The sequence below is a fragment of the Fibrella aquatica genome (genome assembly GCF_041321135.1).
Lineage (GTDB): Bacteria > Bacteroidota > Bacteroidia > Cytophagales > Spirosomataceae > Fibrella > Fibrella aquatica.
Genome location: NZ_JBGGWF010000006.1, coordinates 94067 through 117562, shown reverse-complemented (window position 1 = coordinate 117562; position 23496 = coordinate 94067). Strand labels below are relative to the sequence as shown.

18 protein-coding genes and 1 pseudogene are annotated in these 23496 nt (G+C 51.9%); 12 read left to right on the top strand and 7 right to left on the bottom strand.

What is annotated here, in order from left to right; genetic code table 11:
• Window positions 1–26 precede the first annotated feature (26 nt).
• The 3 genes and pseudogenes from ACAW87_RS15585 to ACAW87_RS15575 form a co-directional block, all read right to left on the bottom strand.
• Window positions 27–1522 (bottom strand): annotated as a pseudogene (locus tag ACAW87_RS15585) (DUF3375 domain-containing protein).
• A 182-nt stretch (window positions 1523–1704) separates the two neighbouring features.
• Window positions 1705–2964: an aminotransferase class V-fold PLP-dependent enzyme gene (locus ACAW87_RS15580; RefSeq protein ID WP_370724474.1), complete on the bottom strand. Its 1260-nt coding sequence runs from the start codon at window positions 2962–2964 to the stop codon at window positions 1705–1707.
• Between the two features lie 109 nt (window positions 2965–3073).
• Window positions 3074–3379 carry a putative quinol monooxygenase gene (locus tag ACAW87_RS15575; protein WP_370724472.1) on the bottom strand — a complete coding sequence of 102 codons (306 nt, stop codon included), beginning with the start codon at window positions 3377–3379 and terminating at the stop codon, window positions 3074–3076.
• A 104-nt stretch (window positions 3380–3483) separates the two neighbouring features.
• Here ACAW87_RS15575 and ACAW87_RS15570 point away from each other — a divergent pair, with 104 nt between their 5' ends.
• The 3 genes from ACAW87_RS15570 (at window position 3484) to ACAW87_RS15560 (ending at window position 8183) form a co-directional block, all read left to right on the top strand.
• Window positions 3484–4455: an aldo/keto reductase gene (locus ACAW87_RS15570; RefSeq protein ID WP_370724470.1), complete on the top strand. Its 972-nt coding sequence runs from the start codon at window positions 3484–3486 to the stop codon at window positions 4453–4455.
• A 297-nt stretch (window positions 4456–4752) separates the two neighbouring features.
• Window positions 4753–5847 (top strand): ATP-binding protein, encoded by a 1095-nt coding sequence (locus tag ACAW87_RS15565; RefSeq protein ID WP_370724468.1) that lies wholly within the window; start codon window positions 4753–4755, stop codon window positions 5845–5847.
• A complete protein-coding gene (locus tag ACAW87_RS15560) occupies window positions 5826–8183 on the top strand; it encodes a tetratricopeptide repeat protein (RefSeq protein ID WP_370724466.1) in 2358 nt (785 codons plus the stop codon). The genes ACAW87_RS15565 and ACAW87_RS15560 overlap by 22 nt, the downstream gene beginning before the upstream one ends.
• Window positions 8184–8257: 74 nt before the next feature.
• Here the strand turns inward: ACAW87_RS15560 and ACAW87_RS15555 are convergent, their stop codons facing one another.
• The 3 genes from ACAW87_RS15555 to ACAW87_RS15545 all read right to left on the bottom strand — a co-directional run bounded on the left by ACAW87_RS15555 (window position 8258) and on the right by ACAW87_RS15545 (window position 10174).
• Window positions 8258–8791 (bottom strand): DUF4199 domain-containing protein, encoded by a 534-nt coding sequence (locus ACAW87_RS15555; protein ID WP_370724465.1) that lies wholly within the window; start codon window positions 8789–8791, stop codon window positions 8258–8260.
• A 106-nt stretch (window positions 8792–8897) separates the two neighbouring features.
• Window positions 8898–9368: a response regulator transcription factor gene (locus ACAW87_RS15550; protein WP_370724463.1), complete on the bottom strand. Its 471-nt coding sequence runs from the start codon at window positions 9366–9368 to the stop codon at window positions 8898–8900.
• Between the two features lie 98 nt (window positions 9369–9466).
• Entirely contained in the window at window positions 9467–10174 is a 708-nt protein-coding gene (locus tag ACAW87_RS15545; protein WP_370724461.1) for an SDR family oxidoreductase, read from the bottom strand.
• A gap of 99 nt (window positions 10175–10273) precedes the next feature.
• Between ACAW87_RS15545 and ACAW87_RS15540 the strand changes: the two genes are divergently transcribed.
• The gene (locus ACAW87_RS15540; RefSeq protein ID WP_370724459.1) at window positions 10274–11176 is read left to right on the top strand and encodes an EamA/RhaT family transporter; all 903 of its coding nucleotides are present in this window, start codon (window positions 10274–10276) and stop codon (window positions 11174–11176) included.
• A 125-nt stretch (window positions 11177–11301) separates the two neighbouring features.
• A complete protein-coding gene (locus ACAW87_RS15535) occupies window positions 11302–12693 on the top strand; it encodes a S8 family peptidase (RefSeq protein WP_370724457.1) in 1392 nt (463 codons plus the stop codon).
• 66 nt (window positions 12694–12759) lie between these two features.
• Here the strand turns inward: ACAW87_RS15535 and ACAW87_RS15530 are convergent, their stop codons facing one another.
• On the bottom strand, window positions 12760–13734 hold the full coding sequence (locus ACAW87_RS15530) for a Gfo/Idh/MocA family protein (protein ID WP_370724455.1): 975 nt from the start codon (window positions 13732–13734) through the stop codon (window positions 12760–12762).
• A 246-nt stretch (window positions 13735–13980) separates the two neighbouring features.
• On the opposite strand from ACAW87_RS15530, the gene ACAW87_RS15525 reads away from it, so the two are divergent.
• The 7 genes from ACAW87_RS15525 to ACAW87_RS15495 all read left to right on the top strand — a co-directional run bounded on the left by ACAW87_RS15525 (window position 13981) and on the right by ACAW87_RS15495 (window position 23445).
• Window positions 13981–15234 carry an efflux RND transporter periplasmic adaptor subunit gene (locus ACAW87_RS15525; RefSeq protein ID WP_370724453.1) on the top strand — a complete coding sequence of 418 codons (1254 nt, stop codon included), beginning with the start codon at window positions 13981–13983 and terminating at the stop codon, window positions 15232–15234.
• Between the two features lie 142 nt (window positions 15235–15376).
• On the top strand, window positions 15377–16897 hold the full coding sequence (locus ACAW87_RS15520; RefSeq protein ID WP_370724451.1) for a TolC family protein: 1521 nt from the start codon (window positions 15377–15379) through the stop codon (window positions 16895–16897).
• A 124-nt stretch (window positions 16898–17021) separates the two neighbouring features.
• On the top strand, window positions 17022–17777 hold the full coding sequence (locus ACAW87_RS15515; protein WP_370724449.1) for an ABC transporter ATP-binding protein: 756 nt from the start codon (window positions 17022–17024) through the stop codon (window positions 17775–17777).
• A gap of 19 nt (window positions 17778–17796) precedes the next feature.
• Window positions 17797–19044 (top strand): ABC transporter permease, encoded by a 1248-nt coding sequence (locus ACAW87_RS15510; protein WP_370724448.1) that lies wholly within the window; start codon window positions 17797–17799, stop codon window positions 19042–19044.
• Window positions 19045–19135: 91 nt separating this feature from the next.
• Window positions 19136–20317 (top strand): ABC transporter permease, encoded by a 1182-nt coding sequence (locus ACAW87_RS15505; protein ID WP_370724446.1) that lies wholly within the window; start codon window positions 19136–19138, stop codon window positions 20315–20317.
• Window positions 20318–20522: 205 nt separating this feature from the next.
• A complete protein-coding gene (locus tag ACAW87_RS15500; RefSeq protein ID WP_370724444.1) occupies window positions 20523–21908 on the top strand; it encodes a sigma-54-dependent transcriptional regulator in 1386 nt (461 codons plus the stop codon).
• Between the two features lie 256 nt (window positions 21909–22164).
• Window positions 22165–23445: a sensor histidine kinase gene (locus ACAW87_RS15495; protein ID WP_370724442.1), complete on the top strand. Its 1281-nt coding sequence runs from the start codon at window positions 22165–22167 to the stop codon at window positions 23443–23445.
• The last annotated feature ends 51 nt before the right edge of the window (window positions 23446–23496 follow it).

The window sequence follows — 23496 nt, the reverse complement described above, 5'->3', positions numbered from 1 at the left end:
TTTTTAGGTAAGGACTTTATACGAGGTTACTTCACAAAGATGATGGTCGGCATGTGCAGGGAGCGCAGGTCACCGGTAGCGGTCGAAAAGGTGATTTTGTCGGTAGCTTCGTCGCCCACTACAGCTTTGTCGCGGGTTTCGGCTTGCGTTGCCAGGGCAACGTACCCAATGAGTTCGGCCAGCCCCTTTTCGGGCGGAAACTGCGCCAACACGGTTGTCAGCGACACCTGCGAACGGCCGCGTAACAACTGATTGACGTTGGCCTCCAATTGTTCCAGCGAAATATCATCGTCAAGCAGTAGGTCACCAATATCGGTGTCTTCACGCCCGGTTTCAACCATCGCCGACCGGATAATGGCCGTGTGGGCCGGTTTGAACAGCGGGCGGCTCAGGAAGAAATCGAGCATAGGCCGCCCGTCGATGTGCATCACCGGGTCGCGCGGTTTGGGTGGGTTCGGCTTTATCTGAACGGCCAATTCGAGCACCGACTCAATCTTCTGCAACACATGCTTGTGCTCCCGGAAGAAACTGCTCTCGATCAACCGTCTCAGGCTTCTGATGATGGCGTCTGTGGCCCGGTTCACACTGCCACCCGCCTCAACCAGTCAAATTTCAGGTGTTCCAGTGCCCGTCGGCTCGCGGTATCATCCCGCACCTCATGTAACCTGGTCACAACAGCTAGCAAGTTATCGAGTTCATCCTGCTTCTGCTGATTCATTAACAGCTCCCAGAATGCCCTGAAACTTTTGCCCTGATCGCGTGCCCAGATTCGCTGATCGATGGTCGCGAAGAGGTTATCAAGCAACTTTCCTTTAGATAGCGACTTGGTCAAAATCTCGTCGCGCAGGTCCGTGTCGATATGCCGGAAATTCTGTTCTACCTGTCTGAAATCGGCCAGTAGGCGGCGGGCCGTCTCCTGCACCAACTGAAAATGATCCCGAATTCGGGAAGAATCCCAGACGGCCAGATCGCCATGTTCAATTCGGTCGATTTCGGCTTCTTTCTCGGCTATGTCGCGCCGCAGTTGATCGATACGACTGATTTTGTCGGTCGAGGTCTGGAAGGCTAATTGGTCCAGCAAATCAAACAGGACCCGTAACCGCGACTCGGTACCCACAAATTCATTTTTGTCGAGTTCCTGTAGCCAGCGAATCAGCAAGGCCGCATCGGGCGTCAGTTCGTAGAACGGTTCTTCGTGGAGCAGGTCATCATAAAAGCGACGCAGCATCCCGTCGTCCGTCCATTCGTCGAGGTAGTCGCGCGGGCGTTTCTGGGTTTCACCAGGTGCGGTCTGCTCTGCACTCAGATTAACGCTATCTGTTGGTGCAATCGTGAGCAAAAAGTCAGACAGGCGGTTGATAAGATCAGGTTGTACATACCTGTTTTGCCGCCGAGTCTCAAAGGCGTCGTACAGGAAAGACACCAACAGGGCAAACCCATCGCCGCGTTTGCGAAAGACGGCCAACACAGGATGCCGGTCGTGCAAATTTTGTACCCAGTGGTAATCGAGGGGCGTGGTCATAGCCTTTGGCGCGTAACAGACTCAAAGCGAGTTGCGTACAAAGGTTAAGGCCCGAAAGCGTAATCTATTTCCGTTCTTCCTGTTAGGGTACTTTTTCTTTCTATGAATTGATTAAAAGGTAATTGCCTGGCCAATTTTATTTCCAGATGTCGGTGAGCAGCGCCTTTGTCATCCCAGGTACGTTACGCCTTCGCCAGTGTTCTCAACGCTGCCACAAATGCATTCAATTCAGCCAGGGATGTGTAGAGATTCGGCGTGATACGGACGCCCTGAACAGCGGCGGCTGGGTTGTCGATGGCGACGGTCCAGATCTTGTGGTTGGTGAGCAGGGTTTTGGCTAATTCGGCTGGCGTAAGGCCCGCTACACCTACGTTGGCAATACCGCAAGCGCGTTCGGGTTGGGCGGGCGTGTTCAGCCGGATGTTGGGCAGAGGACGTACCTGGCTGGTCCAGTACTGTTGAAGATAGCGGAGGCGGGCTTCTTTGGGTTTGATGCCTATTTTCTCGTGGAAATCGACGGCATCGGCAATCGCTAAATCCGTATGGACGGGGTGTGTGCCGGTATGATTCAGCTTTCGAATGTCGTCATCGGCGTAGCCCAAATCAGCGAAAAGCGGCCACAGGTTCTTGATCTTCGACTTTTTCACGTACAGCAATCCCGCGCCGATGGGTACGCTCAGCCATTTGTGCAGGCTACTAGCATAATAATCACAGCCGAGGTCGGGAATGGCGAAATTGAGGTGGGCGAAGGCGTGGGCACCGTCGACCAGCACTTCTACGCCGTGCCTATGCGCCATGTTGGTGATCTTCTTCACCGGCAAAATCTGACCCGTGATATTCACCATATGGCAGACCATCAGCAGTTTCGTCTTGGGCGTAATGGCCTGTTCGTAGAGGCTAACGATCTCATCGTCAGAGACGGGATGTACGGGTACGTTGAGCACCTTATTCACGATGCCATAGCGCCGGGCTTGCAGCTGAAACATGTCGAGCATGGCCCCGTAGTCGTGCGAGGCCATGATGGCTTCGTCGCCCGCTTTCCAGGTCAGGCCTGCAATCACCGTGTCGATGGATTCGGTGGTGTTGCGGGTGATGATCAGCTCGTTGGGCGAACAACCGGCCAGTTTGGCCAGGCGGTTTCGGGCAATGGCTTTATCGTCGAACTGCCGGGTACGCATGTAATACGATCCCTCGCGGTTCACGTCGCGCACGTGCTGAATGAAGCTGTTCAGCACCGATTCGGGCTGAATGCAGTAGTAGCCATTTTCGAGGTTGATGTAATCGGGTTTAATCTGGTACGCCTGCCTGATGGTTGCCCAAAATGCTTCGTCGCGAGCCAGTTCGGTGCTGGGCTGGGTACGTACCTGCGCCAACAATTTGTCGATATCAACCGAGGCAAGCGGTGCAGCGGCGATGGTTTTAATGAATTCCCGTTTCGTCATGATGATGGTGAGTGTCAGTATTTCCGTTGTCGCTCGCTTGTAACGAGCGACAACGGTGAGAGTAGCAATAAATGGCCATTTAATGACAGCACTGCGTAATGACGCGAAGCTAATGACTAGGATTAACCACCTCGACAGTTTCCGTTGAAAACGCCACTGGTTTATCGGCGAATAACACTTTGGTGGCGGCCCAGGTTGTTCGAAAGAGGTCAGACTGTCGATACGCTTCCAGCGCTTCGGCCGACTCCCAATGGCTGTACGTCATCCTGACGTTCGGGGAGTCTAGGTCGCGTAGCAGTTCGAGATGCTGGCAGCCAGGGAAAATCCTAATTTTGGCTTTTGACGCGTCGAAAATGGATAGGAAATCCGCCAGACGATCTTCCTGAAATGTCATGCGGACAAAGCGTATGAGCATAGAGTAGGACCGAAGCTCCAGCTTCGGTAGTTAAATTACCTGCTATAGCACTACCGAAACTGGAGTTTCGGCCCTACAATTAACCAAACATCAACCTATTTTTTATGAATTACCGCACGTTTGGCCGTACAGGCTGGCAAGTAAGTGAAATTGGCTATGGCATGTGGGGCCTTGCCGGTTGGACCGGTTCCGATAAGGCTGAAGTTCTCCGCGCCCTGCAACGCTCTGTTGAACTGGGCTGTAACTTTTTCGATACAGCCTGGGGCTACGCCGAGGGGGTTAGCGAGCAGATTCTGGGGCAGTTGCTGAAAGACAACGCCGACAAGAAACTGTATGCTGCCACGAAAATTCCACCCAAAAACCGCAAATGGCCATCGAAACCAGACTTCAACATCGATGACGTTTTTCCGGCTGACTACATTGTGGAATACACGGAGAAAAGCCTGAAAAACCTGAACGTCGAGACCATCGACCTGATGCAGTTTCACGTTTGGGAAGATGCCTGGGCTAGTCGCGACGAGTGGAAAGAAGCGATTCAGAAGTTGACTGAGCAGGGGAAAGTAAGCGCATGGGGCCTGTCGGTGAACCGTTGGGAACCAGATAACTGCCTCGAAACGCTCCGTACTGGCCTGATCGACGGGGTACAGGTGATCTACAACATCTTCGACCAGAACCCCGAAGACAACCTCTTCCCGCTCTGCCGCGAACTGAACATCGGCGTAATTGCCCGCGTCCCGTTCGACGAAGGGACGCTGACAGGTACGTTCACGAAGGAAACCACATTTCCGGCCAACGATTGGCGGTCGACTTACTTCGTGCCCGAGAACCTGAACAGCAGCGTTGACCATGCCGATGCGCTGAAACCACTAGTGCCGCAAGGAATGACGATGCCCGAAATGGCGCTTCGATTCATTCTGGCTAACCCCGACGTGGCAACGACCATCCCAGGTATGCGACAGATTCGGAACGTAGAGGCCAACTGCGCCGCCAGCGATGGAACCCCGCTACCAGCCGAATTACTTACCGAGCTAAAAGCCCACCGCTGGGACCGTACTCCGACGGAGTGGAGCCAGTAGTCGGAGATCAAATTCTAGTATAACAAAAAAGGGTACGTCAGTTATTTCTAGTAGCCTCTTTCTTGTTATAAGATGGTTTTATCGTAAGATGATTTTGTCTTACGATAAAACCATCTTACTTTTGTGGCATTCTACTATGTCACTAGTATGCCAATTAAACCCTACCCGCTCTCACCCACTGCAGGCACAATTACCCCCGACAAAATAGTAGGCCGATATACTGAAATTACTAAACTGAAGAAACTGCTAGAAGGCCAAAGTATCGTTATAAATGACATACGGCGCTTAGGAAAGACAATGTTGCTTCAGAAGTTGGCTTACTTAAGCGTACTTAACAATGAACCGAACAAGGCTATCTACTTCATCTTTCAAGGCACAACGAGTATTCAGGCACTGACCGATGTTCTGTTGAACGAACTGAGAGGACGGGGAAAGCACGGTTGGTTAAATGTACAGATGGACCGTTGTCACGACCTGTACCGAAAACTTACAGGTACCAAGGCCACGATTAATTACCAGGATATCGAATTCAGTTTTGCGCTGCCTCAATTCGATAAGAAATGGGACGTTGCGTTTCGGGCCTGTATCGAAGATCTGGCAGACAGACAAGCTGAAAAGGGGGAAACACTAACCCTTATTTTCGACGAACTGCCAATTATGCTTTGGGCCTGGATTACGGCTGGTAAAGCAGACGACGCAATGGCCTTCCTGGATTTGTTACGCAATATCCATTACTCGCTCAAAGACAGTAGTCGTATTCGGTTTGTGTTTTGTGGCTCGGTAGGCATGAACGTTGTATTGGCGAAACTTAAGCGCGACCATCAGTATACGGGCGAACCCCTCAACTATACGAAGGAATATCGCTTGCCGCCGATGAGCAACTCCGATGCCCTTTTGCTCTGCGCCTGCCTGTATTTGTCGAGTTTTCAGTGTGATGATGACTCGCAACAGGGCGTTTATTTTCAGCTCATTGTCGATAACTGCAACCGTCTGCCCTACTTCATCAATGCCGTGTTTTCTGTAATTCAGACCGAACACGACAGTGTGCTATCGATCGATTCAATTAATCAGGCTATACAATCGATAGTAACTGATTCGGGGAGCGTGTTCGATGTGTTCAAGCAACTCGATACCCGGCTAACGACCTATTACCCCACCGAACTGGCAGACGTAATGTATGCTTGCCTAAAGGTGTTAGCTAAAGTACAGAGCCCACTAGCTGAAGAAGAAATGAAGAGGCAACTGCCTTTTGAAGAACGCCTTACGCAAACAGCACTTGATACACTTTGGCAGGATGAACTGCTACAGCGCACCTTCGACGCGGAGGAGAATCGCCTATTTTCTTTTAAATACGACCTGATCAAACGCTGGTGGAAACGAAACCGAGCCTAACAACTGCTACGGCAGGCCTAAGTACGTTCCTGAGTTTTGGAGCCAAAAGTGTACACCCCGATGTTCTGGAAAAAATGCTCATTGGCCGTTTGAAAACGGCGAATCTCCTGGAGCAATATGTCCGTGAAATTGCCACCAATGGGATAAATCAGCAAGTGTTTATGGTGGGGCCTCGCGGATCTGGAAAAACACACCTGTTGCGTGTACTCTATCACCGAGTGCAAGATCTGGTACAGAGCCGACAAGTGGTTGTGGCTTATTTCGCCGAGGAAGAGTATGGTATTTCGGGTTATCTCGATTTTCTAATTCGTATCATCAATGCCTTTATGCGCTGGTACGATGCTGACAAGCCCTATTTAACTAGGCAACTGGATCAACTTCGCGAAACGCCTGAAACTCGGCAAGAGAACGTTGCCGAAACGCTCATCAGTGAATACGTAAGCGATAAACCGCTGCTTATTCTGAGCGAAAACTTCGATGGCATTCTGGAAGCCTTAGGGAAACAGGGGCAGGCGAAGCTTCGGGCCTGGCTGTACCGGCACAATCGCATCAGTATTATAGCAACGGCACAGGCAATTAGTCCTGATTTGGGCCGCGAAGACCAGCCGTTCTATGGCTTCTTTACGCCGATTTACCTGAAAAAACTGTCGTACGACGATTCGTTAGCCCTATTGGTTAGCCTCGCTGAAGCCGAGCAAAACCCGACGCTGATTGCTCACCTTGCGGGTAAAGGCAAGGCGCAGGTACGTGCTATCAACGAGCTTGTGAAAGGAAACCATCGGTTGCTGGTAACCTTCTACGAGTTTTTGAAGGCAGACAGTATGGCTGAACTCTCGGTGCTGTTCATGAAAACGATGAACGACCTGAAGCCGTATTATGAAACGTTTATTCGTTACCTGCCCGCCCAGCAACAAAAGATCCTGCACCACCTGGCATTGGCCCGAACCCCACAACGCGGGACCGATATAGCCAAAAACTGCTTCATTCCCACCGCCTCGCTGACAAAGCAACTCAGCGAACTTCAACGACGCCACCTGATCGATGCGCTAACCGACACTGCCGACAAGCGAAATAAGTTGTACGATGTAGCCGAACCGCTACTGCGGATCGCCATTGAGATTGGCGAACAGAAAGAAGGAATCACCTCCTTATTCATCGATTTTTTGGCGATCTATTATTCTGCGGATGAATTAAAGCAACAGAAAGTTCACTTCGAAACAAAATATCTGGCTGTATCAGAGCCAGTGTTAAAGCAAAAATTATTCTACGAAACGGAGGCACGCACTAAGGCTTTGCAGTTAAAGGATTGGCTTTCTAAAGAGCATAATTTACAAGAATTAGAGAAAGTCAAGGAGTCACAAAGAGATGCAGATTATTACACTGATTTAGGTGTAGCATATTATAATCAGGGCGCTTATGAGAAAGCGATCAGGTCTTACCAGAAAGCTATAGCTCTGAAGCCTGACAAGGATGATACTTGGAATAACTTAGGAATTGCATATGGAAAACAGAATGTACATGAGCAGGCAGTAGAGGCTTTTCAACAAGCTCTAGCACTTAATCCAGAAGATGGCATAGCTTGGTACAATCTAGGCCTTAGTTACGAGGATCAAGGTGCACACGAAGAGGCTGTTAAAGCGTACCAACGAGCTATAGATTTCAATCCTGATGCAGACGAAGAAGTACGATGGTGGAATACTTTAGGTGTAACGTACTACAACCAAAGTAAGTACGAACAGGCTATCTCAGCTTTTCAAAGAGCAATCGCTCTTGAGCCAGATTATGTCGAGGCTTGGTTTAATCTTGGGCTAACTTACAGTGAACAAGGGGCGCATATACATGCAACCAACGCCTTCCAAAAAGTAGTATTCCTCAGGCCAGATGATGAGGCCGCACGAATTAATATAGGGAATGTTTACCTCGATCAAGGATTGTATGAACAAGCTATTGAATCTTATCAACAGGCCATTGCTATTGAACCAGAGGATTACGTTGCATGGTACAATTTAGGGATTTCTTACGATGTCCAAGATATGTACAAACTAGCTTTTGAAGCTTACCAGAGGGCGAACGAGTTAGATCAATCAGACGAAGACACTATAAAGAATATAGCAGATGTAATTACTTCTTACTTAAAGACGCAGGCTGTAATGGAAGCGGAGCTCACTGAAATGGAAACTTGGCTTCAAGGTCGCACTGGCTTAGAAATAATCACAACGTACGTTAGCGCTTATCGGCGCGTTGTGTTTGGTAAAGATGAACAGGCGTTACTTGAGTTGCCTAAAGAACAACGCGCGTTTTTCGAGCGGGAGATTCTGGGGAGATCGGTGGAATAGGTGAACTGGGTACGTTGCCGTCGTGAATCGCTTCGCAGAAGGTATCCCTTGGGGACAACGTACCCAGCTTGCTATTACTGTACGACTATCGTTCCCTTCCTTTTCAACACTGAAGCGCTCACGAGGGCGAAGAGGAAGCCGATTGGGAACACTTCTACGAACGTGATGCCGATAAGGCCGAGCCACGTGTCGTAGTAAGAAAACATCGACCGCATTTGCTGCATGGAATCGGCAATCTCGGCGGGCGATTTTCCGTCGGCTCTTAGCTTATCGATCGTGCATTTGGTGAAGTCGGTGACGAAGTTGGGGTAGACCGTTTTGTAGAAGATAACCCAGGTGATGACGTACAACGCCGACGCGATGAGGGCAATGCCCAGACCCATCAGGAAAGCATCTTTGAACGAAATAGCCCCGCCCTGGTAACGATCACGGTAGCTTTTGATCGCCACCGGGATTAGCGACCCCCACAGGATCATGGAGGCATAACCGACCAGTTCGCCCGAGTCGAACGTGCTGGGGTTCTGCTTGTGAATGAGCATCATCACGACCAGCGTAGTTGAAGCGATGAAGCCCGCAATAGAGCCGAAAACGAGTATTGTTTTTTGCATGCGTATGTGTTGATTTGTTGGCCAAAAGTGGTCCCAACGCGCTGATTGCCATTCATCCGTTCGGGTGATTTTGCCGAAATCGCCCAAAAGAGTGAGTCATTCTGCTTCACGAGATCAACCCCAGCGACCGGGCTTTATCAATAGCCTGGGTACGTCGTTTTACGTCCAGTTTCGTGTACAGATTGCCCAGATGCGTTTTCACCGTATTGGTCGAAACAAATAACTGATCGGCGATTTCCTCATTGCTCAATCCTTTCGCGAGCTGAATCAACACGTCTAATTCCCGATTACTAATACCGAGTTGTTCCAACACATGCGTATCGCGCTGATGAGCCGTGGCTGGTGAGGCAGGCGGCCCAGGTACGTTGGTAACTTCCGGCTTCGATGGAGCCGACCAGCGTAAACCAACCCAGATACCCACGCCAACAAAAACGGCAGCAACCAGCAGCACATACGCTTCCACGGCATGATCGATAATCATAAACCGGTACTTCGACCACGCCATCAGACACAGCAACACACCAATTGCCAGACCGTAGAGAAGCAGAAATCTAAGTTTGGTGAGTTTCGCAGTCATTCCTGTTAAATCGTCATTATGTTTGGCCAATGGGTAGTCACCGTTAATGCGCAAAGAATGCTCATTCGTACATCGTCAATCGTAACTCGTAATTCTGTTTAATATTCCTGCGTCAGCGGGTGAACCATGAACTCGTCGATGACTACGTGGGCGGGGCGGCTCAGGATGAATAGCATCGACTCGGCCATGTCTTCGCTTTGCAGGTAATTTTTCGAGGTTTCGTGGCCGTGGCCTTTGGCGTGGAAATGCGAGTCGACCAGGCCCGAGTAAACGCCTGACACTTTGATGCCGAACGGCCGGACCTCTTTGCGCAACGCACCCATGAACGCTTCCTGCGCGTATTTGCTCGCCGTGTAGAGCGACCCTCCCGCAAACGTGCGCTTGGCTACGTCGGAAGCCACCACCACGATATGGCCGCTGCCTTGTGCCTTAAGCGTTGGCAAAGCAGCTTTGGTGAGCAGGAATGTGCCTTTCACGTTGGTAGCCATTACGGAATCCCATTCGTCGACGCTGATGTCTTCCACGTTTTTGAAAACACCGTACCCTGCGTTGTTGATGACAATGTCGACAGTTCCGAAACGATCGAGCGCTGTCTGAACGACCAGTTGCATATCAGTTTCGCTGGCTACGTCGCCAGCAACAACCACGATATTGCCGTTGCCTTCGGCTTCGAGCGTGTTTAGTTCGTCGGCGTTGCGGGCTGTAGCCAGCACATGGGCGCCGTTTTGGGCCAGCAGCAGCGCCGTGGCCCGGCCAATTCCGCGAGACGCGCCGGAGATGATGATTACTTTTTTGTCGAGGATCATGTGTGTTTTGATAAGGATGAGCACGTGGCAACGTACCCGGAATACGCTATTCTGCAAAGATGCGGTTAACTTGCCGACCGTGTTTATTCCGTCAAAAAAATGATCTACCTCCTCGCCAGCATCCTGCTTTCGGTGATGTTACTGCTCAATTTTCGCCTGTTTCCGCGCTACAACGTCAACACGGTGCAGGCTATCAGCCTCAACTACATTGTCTGTTTCCTGACTGGGTACGTACTACTTCCATCCAGCATCTCTTTCTCCCTCGATTTCGCCCAAACCTGGACTTGGGTGGCGCTGGGTATCGGCGTGGCGTTTGTGGTTACGTTTCTCTTATCGGGCGAATCCACGCAACGAAACGGAATCACGGCTACCTCTTTGGCGAATAACCTGTCGCTGGTAATTCCGGTAACGATCAGCTTGTTCGTCTTAGGTACGTCGGGGCGGAGTTTCGATGGGTGGAATTACCTTGGTTTGGCATTGGCTGTGGTGGCAGTAGCGCTGAGCACCTACAAAAAGTCGGTGGGGGACGTACCTGAGAAAGCTAGTAAAGGATTGGTGGCGTTACTGCCCGTGGCCGTTTTTCTGATGTACGGCTTTACCAATACCATGATCAATTTCATGAATGTGGAATATATCGCCACGCTGGGCATCAATCCGGTTGTGGTGACGCTGACGATGGTGATTGGTGCCATTGCCGCGGGTATGGTGCTGTTTGTGTACCGGTTGGCAAGCGGAAAAGACCGATTCGAGCTACGTAATCTGGCGGGCGCTGTAACGCTGGGCGTACCTAATTTCCTGAGTTTCTATACGCTTGTTCTGGCGCTTTCTGCTTTCGGCGGTAATGGCGCGCTGGTTTACCCACTCTACAACATCGGCGTTATTCTAGTGGCGGCTGGTGTGGCGGCTCTTTTCTTTCAGGAAAAACTACTACTGATCAATAAGTTAGGCTTGGCCCTGTCTGTACTCGCTATTGCCTTGATTTCGTGGCAGGAATTTGTTTAAAATGGACTTATTTACTTAAGTAATTAAAGCTATGGTTTGTTCTCCTTCTTGTTTGTGAAAATAACAATTGTTGAACCGGACTTTTTTTATAAGTTACAGTCCTTAACCATAAATTAACATCCTACATGAAAAGAACATCTTACTTAAGTCAGCGTTTGCTGGCGGCATTGATTTGTTGTGGTGTATTATACAGTTGTCAGCCACAAACAGACCTTCTCCCAGCTCAGTCTGGGCAAGCCCGTGTTGGTGTAGAAGGTAAGTACGTAGCTGGTGAAGTTCTCATCAAGTTCAAAGCCGACGTCAGCGACGAAAAAGTACAGAAGGCGTTCGACAAGATGAAAATTACGAAAGCCGAGAAAATTCTGACGAAGATGATGGAAAAGGCCGGTCAGAAAAACGGTGTGGTGCTAGCCAGCGTATCTGTCGATGTGATGGAGGCGGTCAGCCAGCTGGAAGCCATGCCCGAAGTGGAGTACGCCGAGCCCAACTACATCTACACAACAGACGCCGTTTCTAATGACCCTTATTTTACCAACGGATCATTATGGGGTATGCGTGGGCCAACGACCTCGCCGGCCAACCAGTTTGGTAGTCAGGCCGCAACGGCATGGGCTGCTGGCAAGACAGGTTCAGCTAGTGTTTTAATTGGTATTATCGACGAAGGCTGGATGAACACGCATACGGATTTGGCGGGTAATGGATGGGTAAATCCGTTCGAGATTGCGGGCAACAGAAGAGACGATGACGGAAACGGTTATGTCGACGATGTAAATGGCTGGGATTTTGCTGGGAACAATGCTTCTATTTTTGATGGTACGGCCGACGATCATGGCACGCACGTGGCTGGTACCATCGGCGGTAAAGGCGGAAACGGCGTAGGTGTAGCCGGTGTTTGCTGGAACGTGAAAATGATTGGCCTGAAATTTCTGGGTGCTAATGGCGGCACAACAGCCAACGCCGTTAAAGCAATTGATTATCTGACCGATCTGAAAACGCGCCATGGCCTCAACATCGTGGCTAGTAATAATTCGTGGGGCGGGGGCGGTTTCTCTCAAGCGCTACAGGATGCCATTAGCCGCGCCAACACGGCCAATATTCTGTTTGTAGCGGCAGCCGGTAATGGTGGCTCTGATGGCGTTGGCGACAATAACGATGCAGTGGCCAACTACCCATCTAACTATCCGAACGCCAATGTCATTGCCGTGGCTGCCATTACTTCAGCCGGAGCGCGATCGAGCTTCTCAAACTTCGGTGCTACTCAGGTTGATTTGGGCGCACCCGGTTCGGGTATTTGGTCGACCGTACCGGCATCGGGCGGCAAGTCGGGCTATGCGTCGTATAACGGTACATCAATGGCTACGCCGCACGTAACGGGTGCGGTGGCCCTGTATGCCTCATTGAATCCAGGTTTAACCGCGGCTCAGATTAAGTCGGCAGTGCTGACAGCCACAACGCCAACAACATCGCTGACAAATCTGTGCGTTACGGGTGGCCGTTTGAATGTGGCTTCATTCTAACGCTGGCTCAAAACTACGAGCGAGGGCCGGACTGTACAGTCCGGCCTTTTTTGGGTATATCCCTGATCACTTCTCCGTAATCCAGTCGAGCACACGGCTGGTACGGGCACCGGTTTCGCCGGTGCTGGGGCAATGGCCCTCGCCGCGCAAATCCTTTACCATCAATTCAATCAGCGGCTGTTGCACATGCTCGGGAAAAGGAACCGTGATAGCTTCTGTACCTGCCGCCGTTTCAATGGTAATGACGAACTTCTCGAAGAATGAAAAAGTGATCTTCCCCTTAGAGCCAATCAACTGCGTTTGTTCAAGGCGTTGCTCTTTATTCACTGTAAAGCACCAGCTTCCAGTGCCCACCACACCCGACTCGAATTCGAACGTACCTACTACCATATCATCAGCGGTGTACAGTCCGGCCTGATTCCGGGCCGTACCATTGGCCGATTTGATGGGGCCAAGCAGGTAATCAAGGAAATCGAACTGGTGCGCGGCCAGGTCATGAAATAGTCCACCACCCGAAATCTCCGGGGCTACGCGCCAGTTTGGTTGCGCTCCGGCTTCGCGCTCGTCGGGTTGCCAGTTTAGTTGAATCGAAACGGCCCGAATATCGCCAATCACGCGGGCGTCGACCAGTTCTTTAACCTTGACAAAATAGGGGAGCGCCCGGCGGTAGAACGCGACAAACAGCGGAACGCCCGTTTCCTGGCTCACCCGGTTCATGACGTCGCACTCGGCTGTGTTCAGGGCCATCGGCTTCTCCACATACACCGGTTTGCCCGCTCGCATGGCCCGAATCGCGTAATCGGCGTGGCTGCTGGGAGGGGTCGCCACATAAATGGCGTTCACGTTGGGGTCGTTGATTAGGGCATTGGCGTCGGTGTACCAGGCAGGTACGTTGTGCCGTTGGGCATAGTCAGCGGCTTTTTCAGCGTCGCGCCGCATCACGGCCACCAGCGATGAGTGCGGTATTTTTCCGAAAGACGGACCACTCTTTACTTCGGTCACGTCGCCGCACCCAATAATTCCCCATTGCAAATTTTCCATACGACGTATGCGTGTTTTACTGGAAAAGCATATTGCTGATCAGTTTACCGTGGAAAAGCTCAGACTACACGCTTTGTGACTTCGCGGACCGTTTCGGTGCTACTATGCTAATCATGTGCGAATTCGCACCAGTTGTGCCATTTCGCACAAAACAATAGCCGAAAAATGAGATTAATGGTCTACTAATCAATCATTTATCCTCTGGCATGTTCTTGGTAATCAGTATAGGTAAAATGCGTATGCTGTATGGATCGTGAACTAGCCCCTGAACTGATTACCCGCTCGCGCCGGAAACCGTGGCTCGTTGGTCTGGTTACGCTTGTCGGGCTGGTTGCGGTAGTATTGGGCGCACGTTCGTTGCTGAAAACATCAGTCGATGCGGCTAAAATACGGACGGCGGTAGTGCAGACCGGCCCCGTGGAAAATACACTAAACGCTACCGGCGAGATTATTCCGGCCTACGAACAGATCATGACCAGCCCCATTCGGGCCAGCATTCGTCGGGTGTTGCTGACGCCCGGTGCGCGGGTACGTCCCGGTCAGCCGTTGGTAGAACTGGATAAATCGCTGACGCAGATCGAGTATGAGAAATTGCAGGATCAGCTATCGTTGAAAGAAAACGGTATCGAGCAACTCAGGATGAGGCTTGACAAAAATCTGTACGATGCCGATGTGAATGATCAGATCAAACTACTGAACATCAATAAGCTGACGGCCGAAGTAGAGAACGCCCGCCGACTGCTGAAAGTGGGTGGACAAACGCCCGAAGACGTGACCCGCGCTGAAAATGCCCTCCGTATTGCCCAACTGGAAAAGAAACAACTCGAAAACGACCTGACTTATAACCGGAAGTCGATGGGAGCCAGTCTGCGCGAGTCGCAATTGCAGGCGCGCATTGAAGGCACCAATCTGAAAGTGCTGGCTCAGAAACTTCGGCAGGCTGACATTCTGGCCGATCGGGCGGGGGTGCTAACGTGGGTGAACGAGAACGTCGGCTCGGCGGTGAACGAGGGCGAAATGCTGGCAAAAGTGGCTGATCTGGGTAGTTTTCGGGTCGAGGCGTCGTGCTCCGATACCTACGCCGATCAACTGCGGGCGGGGCAACCCGTTATCGTCCGCATCAACGAAACCGATCTGCGGGGGCTCATTACGCAGGTGAAACCGTCGGTGCAAAATGGCACTATCAAGTTCGCCGTCAGCCTAGACGATAACAGCAACGCGTCGCTGCGTCCCAATCAGAAAGTCGAGGTATTTGTGGTGACGAATCGCACGGCAAACGCTACACGAGTTGCCAACGGACCCGCTTTTAAGGGCAAACGCCGTCAGTTTGTCTACGTGCTGGGGGCCGATAGCATAGCCCGTCGGCGCGAGGTGGAGATTGGCCTGACTAACTTCGACTGGGTAGAGATCAAAAGCGGCCTGCAACCCGGCGACAAGGTAATCCTGACCGACCTAAGCGATTTCGAGCATCTGGAGCAACTCACGATTTCTGAAGAGTGAATGTATGAAAGAGCGAAAGAATGAGTTGTGGACGAGGAGGGTGGTTTTAGAGGTTGCTTCGCGCTGTATTGCTATCGCTAGGTACGTTGCTGACGCATGTCCCTTCGACAGGCTCAGGGTGACAAGACACATCCAGATGTTCATGACGACCTTGAGTGAGATTGTCACCCTGAGCCTGTCGAAGGGACATGCGAAAGCAACACAGCGCGAAGCCATCAAAACAATCCTTTTCCTCTTCCTCACCAACGTACCCAGCGTTGCTCAGACTGCGCTGAAACTGACGCTGGATGAAGTCGTGAATCTGGCGCGGGAACAATCGATTGCGGGGAAACAGGCGGCTACGTTGAAGAAGACGAACTACTGGAAATACCGATCGTTTCTGGCCGATTTCAAACCGCAACTGAGTCTGGACGGCTCACTGCCCAGCTTCACGCGCTCGTTTATTCAGGTACAGCAACCCGACGGAACCATTGCATTTCAGCCGGTGTCGCTCAATAACTCGCTGTTGAATTTATCGCTGAGCCAGAATATTCCGCAAACGGGCGGGTCGATTTACGTGCAGCATCAATTACAGCGGTTTGATGATTTTCTGAACCGGAATACGCTCTACAACGGTATTCCGTTTGCCTTTGGTATCAGTCAGCCGTTATCGCGCTTTAACCAGATGAAGTGGGATCGGCGCATCGAGCCACTACGCTTTGCTGAGAGCAATCAGCAATACATCGAGGCCATGGAACAGGTGGCGCTGGATGCCACGAGCCTGTATTTCGATCTGCTGGTGGCGCAGGTGAACCTGCAAATTGCTGAAACCAACCGGGCCAACAACGACACGCTGTACACCATTGCGAAACACAAACTGGACCTCGGTAAAATCTCGCGTAATGACCTGCTTCAACTGCAATTGAGTGTGCTGAATGCCCGGAAAGACCTGGCCTCAGCCCGGCAGAGCGCTGAAGTTGCTTCGCTTAAACTGCGTTCATTTATCAACATTCAGACAGACAACAGCCAGGTACGTTCGCTTCACTTGCTAATCCCTGATCAGGTACGTTCCTTCGAGATTGACCTGCAACGGGCGTTGGTCGAGGCATTTGCTAACCGATCAGATGCCATTGGGTTTCAACGAAGGCGGCTCGAAGCGGATCGCGACGTGGAGAAAGCCCGTAAAGAGAACGGCATCAACGCCACGCTTAACGCCGATTTTGGCCTGACCAACAGGGGTAGCCGGCCCATCGATGTGTACATTCGGCCGCAAGACCGCCAATCGGTTGAATTACGGTTCACTGTGCCCATCATGACCTGGGGCCGGGCACAGGCCCGTACTGAAACCGCCCGCGCTAACCAGCAACTGGCTGTACAGACGGTGGAGCAGGCCAAGCGCACGTTCGAGCAAGAGATTTACACACAGGTAACGCTGATCGACATGCTTCGGCAACAGGTGAAACTCACAGCCGAAGCCGACGAGATTGCCCAAGCCCGCTACCAGATTGCCCAGGAACGTTTCCGCCTCAGTGACCTGACTGTAACCGACCTCGGCATCGCCACCCAAGACAAAGACCGCGCCCGCCGTGACGCCATCCTGGCCCTTCGCGATTACTGGCAATCCTACTACACGCTCCGTTTACTGACTCTCTACGATTTCGATACAAACCAGAAACTAAACTAACCTCACCCCCAGCCCCTCTCCTTCTGAAGGAGAGGGGGGGAAGTTCTGCCGCAAAGCGAAGCTACTCGGAAGCGACTCCCCTCTCCCAACGTGGGAGAGGGGCTGGGGGTGAGGGAAAAGCAACATGATCACGCTCACAAACATCGAAAAAGTGTACCGCACCAGTAGCATCGAAACGCTGGCGCTGACCAACATCAACCTGACTATCAAATCGGGTGAGTTTATCTCCATTATGGGTCCCAGCGGTTGTGGCAAGTCGACGCTGATGAACCTGATGGGGCTTCTGGATGCGCCCAGCGCCGGGCAGGTAGAAATTGGCGGAAAAACTGTGACGCAGTACCGCGACAAGGAACTGGCCCTGCTACGCAACCAACAGATCGGGTTCATTTTTCAGAGTTTCCACCTCATCAACGATCTGTCGGTGCTGGATAACGTGGAAATTCCGCTGCTGTATCGGAAAGGCGATGCTACAGGGGCATCGCGTCGGCAACTAGCGCAGGAGGCGCTGGAAAAAGTGGGCCTAAGCAACCGGATGAAGCATTTTCCCGGTCAGCTTTCGGGCGGACAAAAACAGCGCGTCGCCATTGCCCGGGCCATTGTGGGTCGCCCGTCGATTATTCTGGCCGATGAACCGACCGGTAACCTCGACAGCGCGATGGGCAACGAGATCATGACCATTCTCCAGCAACTAAACACCGAAGGAAGTACGATTGTGATGGTGACGCACGACGAAACGATGGCCAAAAAAACGCACCGCCTCATCCGCCTGTTCGATGGTGCGATGGTGGGAGATAGCAAACTGATCTCGGATTTGGGATTTCGGATTTCGGATGTTTCTGCGGGGAACGTGATTTCCGAATCGTCCAATCCGAAATCATAAATCCCAAATCCGAAATCTAATGATTGCGAACTACATAAAAATAGCCTGGAAGGTGTTGCTACGGCATCCGTTCTATACCTTCATTACCCTCTTCGGCATCAGCCTCACGCTGACCGTGCTGATGGTGCTGACCTCGTTTCTGGATCACCTGATCGGGAGCCATTACCCCGAACTGAAACGCGACCGGTCAGTATACATTCAGTTGATGACCCAACTGGATTCGGCCCAGAACGGGCGAACGCAGGGGCCCATGAGTTTCAACTTTCTGACCAAATATGCCAAATCGTTGAAGTCGGCCGAGCGGGTTACAATTTGCTCCATGTTCGGCACGTCGAACGCGTATGTCGGCTCGCAGAAAATTGATTTGAGCACCAAATACACCGACGCCGATTTCTGGTATGTGACTGACTTTGATTTCCTGGAAGGCAAACCCTACAACGAGCAGAACATTGCCAATGGTGATTATGTAGCGGTGATCACCGATGATTTCAGGAAGCAGTATTTTGACGATCCGGCTGTGTCGGTAATCGGTAAAGATGTTGAGATCGAAAACATTCACTACAAGGTAATTGGCGTGGTAAAAGGCAGCCCGATTACGCGCATATTGACGCATGCCGACGTGTATTTTCCGTACACGGCACCGAAAAGTAACTACCAGAGCACCGGTATGCGGGGAAATTACCTGGCCATTGCGCTGGCCAGCGACAAGAGCGGCACGAAAGCGATCAACGAAGAGTTCCAGAGCTTTATCCAACGCATTCCGGTGCCGGGTGATCAGGATGGGTTTAAGTATCACAAATTGGTGGTAAAAAGCCTGCCGTACATGGAGAGTTTTATCGGTGCCTTCGCCGACGGAGACACGGGCCTAAAAACCATTTTTTACGGCGTTGTCGGTTTCATTATGCTCATGCTCATGGGTTTACCGGCCATCAACCTGGTCAACGTGAACGTGAGCCGTATCCTGGAGCGCGCCTCGGAAATTGGGATCCGGAAGGCCTTTGGTGCACCTACCCGCACTTTGCTGTGGCAGTTTATTGTCGAAAATATTTTCATCACGCTCATTGGCGGGGCTATTGCGCTGGTGCTGACGCTAATCGCCATTTCCCTGATCAACAACAGCGGCTGGATTGCCCACGCCGACCTGACCATCAACGTAACGGTGTTCCTGGTTAGCCTGGGTGTCTGCCTGGTTTTCGGGCTCTTGTCGGGCGTTTTGCCCGCTCTCCGTATGTCAAAACTCAATATAGCCGAAGCGCTTAAGGCGTAGGGTGAGGGGTGAAGGGTGATGTGGTGAAGGGTGAAATGCTCCGCCTCTCACCCTTCGCCTCTCACTCCTCACCACATCACCCCTCACAATCATGATCCGTCATCTGTTTACCCTCATCTGGAACAAGAAAAGAGCTCACTCGCTGTTGATCGTCGAGATTTGGGCCTCGTTTATGGTCTTGTTCGGGCTGGCTTCGCTGCTGGTCTATAACCTCAACAATTACCGTGAACCGCTGGGCTTTACCTACGAACATGTCTGGGTCGTCGACCTGAATAATAATCAGGATACCACCGACGTACCTGGAAAGGTGCAGCGTCTGATGCAACGAATAAAGGCGTATCCCGAAGTGGAGGCCGCCTCACGCATGAGCGATAACTCACCATTTTCGGCCAACACCACCAATAACGGGATTACGCGTGGCAAGCGGCGTGTGATGATGGATTACTATGGTACTGACGAAAGCTTTCCTACCGTACTGGAGATGCCGCTGGCGTCGGGCAGGTGGTACAAAGCCGCCGATAGCGTCGGAAAATACAGGGCGGTTGTCATCAATCAGAAAGCCAAAGAGGTGCTGTTTGACGGGGAAGATCCGGTTGGGAAATTGTTAGGCGAAAAACCGAAAGAAAACGATGGATCACGGCAACAGAAAATTGTTGGTGTGGTCGAGATCTTCAAAGCGAAAGGGGAGTTTATGACCAACAAGCCCGCTATTTTTCAGCAGCTTGACGCCAATGAAGCATACAATAGAAAGATTTTGATCAAGCTGAAACCAGGTACCGATGCCGTTTTTGAAGCAAAGCTGGTCAAGAACATTACCGCCATGGTGACCGGCTGGAGCGTCGATGTAGATCACCTGACCGAATCGCGCGAGAATCAGCATAACCTTACCCTGGTGCCCGTTATCATCTTTGTCATTGTGTGTAGTTTTCTGCTCATCAACGTGGCGCTCGGCCTGTTCGGCGTACTCAACGTCAGCATTACCCGGCGGCGGGGCGAAATCGGGCTTCGTCGGGCGCTGGGAGCCACCGAAGGGTCAATTTCGTGGCAGTTTGTGGGCGAGATGTGGGTACTGGCTACTTTTGCGCTGGTGCTGGGTCTGCTGTTGGCTGCTCAGTTTCCGTTACTCAACGTCTTCGATCTCGCCTCCAATGTATACGTAATAGCCATCATCATCGCGGCCCTGATCGTGTACCTGCTCGTCACGCTCTGCGCCCTCTTCCCCAGCCGACAAGCCGCCACGATTCAACCCGCTGTAGCCTTGCACGAAGAGTAAATGGAATGGTACGCGGATTGGATTTAAAGGGATTTTATAGAACACGGATTTAAAGGGATTAAACGGATTGACGCAGATTTTTAGATTTAAGCGGATTCGTAGCCTAAAGCAGAGCCAATCCGATTTAATCCAAAATCCGCGTCAATCGTTTTAAATCCTTTAAATCCGCGTACCCACAAAAATTTGCGTACCATAAATAACCCGCATGCTCCTCATCATCGACGACGATATTGCTGTTCAGACGTCTCTTTCGCTGCTTTTCAGGAAAGAAGGCTTCGCCGTGCGTATCGCCGACGGGCCGTTCGAGACGCGGGAATTACTGGAACAGGAAACGCCCGAAGCCATTCTGCTCGATATGAACTTCTCGGTCGAGACGTCGGGCGATGACGGCATTCGGTTGCTTCGGTACATTCGTGAACGGCTGCCGAACGTACCTGTGCTGCTCATTACGGGATGGGGAAGCATTGAGTTGGCCGTGCAGGGCATGAAGGCCGGAGCCAATGATTTCATTACCAAACCCTGGCAAAACGACCATTTGGTGCAGTCGGTCAAAACGGCGATCAAGCTGGCACGTGGGCAGTCTGGCGAAGCGGTGTCGGTCGGTCGGCGGCAGTTGGATGAGCAGTTTCAGTTCGATAACATCGTGGGTGAAGATCCGAAACTGCTGGATGTGCTGACGACCATTGGCCGCGTGGCCCCGACCGACGCGCCGGTGCTGATCACGGGCGAAAGTGGGACGGGGAAAGAACTCATTGCCGAAGCCATTCACCAAAACAGCCGCCGTAAACGGCAACCGTTTGTGAAGGTGAATCTGGGCGGCATTTCCAGCACACTATTCGAAAGCGAACTCTTCGGCCATGTGCGCGGCGCTTTCACCGACGCCAAAACTGACCGAATTGGCCGTTTCGAACTGGCCAACAAGGGCAGCATTTTCTTAGACGAAATCGGTGATCTGGATTCAGCATCGCAGGTGAAACTGCTCCGCGTGTTACAGGACCGCACCTTCGAGCCGCTGGGCAGCAGCAAAACCCGGACGGTTGATGTGCGGGTGATCTGCGCCACCAACCGAAACCTCGAAGAGATGGTAAGGCTGGGTACATTTCGCGAAGATTTGTTCTACCGCATTAACCTCATTACAGTCCGCCTACCCGCCCTCCGCGAACGCCCCGCCGATATACCGCGCCTGGTCAAGTTTTTCACCGACAATCTGAAAACGCTGTACGGTCGTCCCAATTTGCTGGTCAGTAAAGAGGCGCAACACTGGCTCAAAGACCTGTCGCTGCCCGGCAATATCCGTCAGCTGAAAAACGTAGTCGAACGCGCCGTGTTACTTGCCCCCAGCGATACCCTGACCGTCACCGACTTCGAAAAGCACTTGTCGCCCGCTACCCCAGGCCCCACGCCCCAAACCCCCAGCCAACTACCGCCCGTCGGCAGCATGACGCTTGATCAGATGGAGCGCCAGATGATCGAGCGGGCGATGGCATACCACCAAAACCGCGTCGGCCACGTAGCCCGTGCCTTAGGCATCACCCGATTTGCCCTCTACCGCCGCCTGGAAAAATACGGCATCGCGTATAGTGATGAATAGTACCGCAGCGGCGGACCGTGCGGATTATTATGGGTACGCGGATTAAAAGGATTAAACGGATTTACGCGGATTTTTGATTTAAGCGGATCAAATAGTACGCGGATTAAAGGGATTAAACGGATTTACACAGATTTTTAGATTTAAGCGGATTCATAGCCTAGAGCAGAGCCAATCTGTTTTGATCCAAAAATCTGCACGGTCCGCCGCTGCGGTCAATCGTTTTAAATCCCTTTAATCCGCGTACCATAATCACTATATGAGATTTCAAACCCGTTACCTGCTTTACATTGGCACCGTTCATGCCGTACTGATCGGGCTGACGTTTCAGTTGCTGAAAGAAAATAAGCTTCTCTTCATTGCCTCTGAAGTGCTCATTCTGCTGTCGATGTACATCGCCGTGCGGCTGTACCAGTCGTTTCGGCAGCCAGCAGCGTTTATCCAGTCGGGTATCGAGGCCATTCGGGATAAAGACTTCACCGTCAAGTTTGTGCCAACGGGCAAAAAAGAGGTAGACGGCCTCATCAACGTGTATAACCTGATGATCGATCAGCTTCGGCAGGAACGTACCCGACAGGCCGAGCAACAGTTTTTTCTGGATAAGTTGATCGAAGCGGCACCCATTGCCCTCCTGACGTTTGATTTCGATGAACGCGTATCGGCCGTAAACCCAAAGGCGCGGCAGTTACTGAACCTGCCTGATATTGACCTGATCGGCAAGCCCTTATCGGCCATTGGTCATCCGCTGCTAACGTACCTGACAGACCTTCCCACCGACCAGCCGCAGACGATCAAACTGACGGGTGTTGAAACCTACCGGGCCATGCGCGGGCAATTCATCGACCGGGGGTTTCGGCGGCAGTTTCTGTTTATTGAAGAGCTAACGGCCGAGATTATCGACACTGAGAAGAAGGCATTCGGCAAGGTGATTCGCATGATGGCTCACGAAGTGAACAACTCGATTGGGGCGATCAACTCCATCCTGAACATCGCCGAGCCCGACGTACCTGACCCCGATGTGCGCAAAGCTGTACGCGTTGCCATTGAGCGTAACGACCGGCTCAACCAGTTCATGCGCCGGTTTGCCGATGTGGTACGGTTGCCCGTACCCAATCTGGCACCCGCCAACGTACCTGACCTACTCCGCGACGTGCTGAGCCTAATGCAGCCGCAGGCCAGCGCACGTGGCATCTCGCTGACGTTGACCGTACCCGAAGCGCCGGTAAAACAACAGATGGATGTTGCCCAGATGGAGCAGGTGTTGGTGAACGTGGTGAAAAACGCGCTCGAAGCCTGCCAAACCGGCCAATCGGTCGAGATTGTGCTGACCGACAGTCAGTTGCTTATCCGCAATAACGGGCAGCCGATTTCCAACGAAGTAGCTACGAACTTGTTCAACCCTTTCTTCAGCACCAAAACCACCGGCCAGGGCATCGGCCTGACCCTCACCCGCGAGATTCTACTCAACCACAACTTCGCCTTCTCACTACGTACCCAGGAAGACGGCTGGACGGTATTTCAATTAAGAATGCAGAATTAAGAATGGCTCTGCTACGGCACCGTATGGCACGCTAGCAGAGCCATTCTTAAT

What these genes read in the sequence shown, in the direction of transcription:
- ACAW87_RS15500 (WP_370724444.1), top strand. Translation starts at nt 20,523, where the DNA reads ATGCTCCTCATCATCGACGACGATATTGCTGTTCAGACGTCTCTTTCG.
- ACAW87_RS15550 (WP_370724463.1), bottom strand. Translation starts at nt 9,368, where the DNA reads ATGACTGCGAAACTCACCAAACTTAGATTTCTGCTTCTCTACGGTCTG.
- ACAW87_RS15570 (WP_370724470.1), top strand. Translation starts at nt 3,484, where the DNA reads ATGAATTACCGCACGTTTGGCCGTACAGGCTGGCAAGTAAGTGAAATT.
- ACAW87_RS15540 (WP_370724459.1), top strand. Translation starts at nt 10,274, where the DNA reads ATGATCTACCTCCTCGCCAGCATCCTGCTTTCGGTGATGTTACTGCTC.
- ACAW87_RS15530 (WP_370724455.1), bottom strand. Translation starts at nt 13,734, where the DNA reads ATGGAAAATTTGCAATGGGGAATTATTGGGTGCGGCGACGTGACCGAA.
- ACAW87_RS15580 (WP_370724474.1), bottom strand. Translation starts at nt 2,964, where the DNA reads ATGACGAAACGGGAATTCATTAAAACCATCGCCGCTGCACCGCTTGCC.
- ACAW87_RS15495 (WP_370724442.1), top strand. Translation starts at nt 22,165, where the DNA reads ATGAGATTTCAAACCCGTTACCTGCTTTACATTGGCACCGTTCATGCC.
- ACAW87_RS15565 (WP_370724468.1), top strand. Translation starts at nt 4,753, where the DNA reads ATGTTGCTTCAGAAGTTGGCTTACTTAAGCGTACTTAACAATGAACCG.
- ACAW87_RS15535 (WP_370724457.1), top strand. Translation starts at nt 11,302, where the DNA reads ATGAAAAGAACATCTTACTTAAGTCAGCGTTTGCTGGCGGCATTGATT.
- ACAW87_RS15575 (WP_370724472.1), bottom strand. Translation starts at nt 3,379, where the DNA reads ATGCTCATACGCTTTGTCCGCATGACATTTCAGGAAGATCGTCTGGCG.
- ACAW87_RS15555 (WP_370724465.1), bottom strand. Translation starts at nt 8,791, where the DNA reads ATGCAAAAAACAATACTCGTTTTCGGCTCTATTGCGGGCTTCATCGCT.
- ACAW87_RS15520 (WP_370724451.1), top strand. Translation starts at nt 15,377, where the DNA reads ATGACGACCTTGAGTGAGATTGTCACCCTGAGCCTGTCGAAGGGACAT.
- ACAW87_RS15505 (WP_370724446.1), top strand. Translation starts at nt 19,136, where the DNA reads ATGATCCGTCATCTGTTTACCCTCATCTGGAACAAGAAAAGAGCTCAC.
- ACAW87_RS15515 (WP_370724449.1), top strand. Translation starts at nt 17,022, where the DNA reads ATGATCACGCTCACAAACATCGAAAAAGTGTACCGCACCAGTAGCATC.
- ACAW87_RS15525 (WP_370724453.1), top strand. Translation starts at nt 13,981, where the DNA reads ATGGATCGTGAACTAGCCCCTGAACTGATTACCCGCTCGCGCCGGAAA.
- ACAW87_RS15510 (WP_370724448.1), top strand. Translation starts at nt 17,797, where the DNA reads ATGATTGCGAACTACATAAAAATAGCCTGGAAGGTGTTGCTACGGCAT.
- ACAW87_RS15545 (WP_370724461.1), bottom strand. Translation starts at nt 10,174, where the DNA reads ATGATCCTCGACAAAAAAGTAATCATCATCTCCGGCGCGTCTCGCGGA.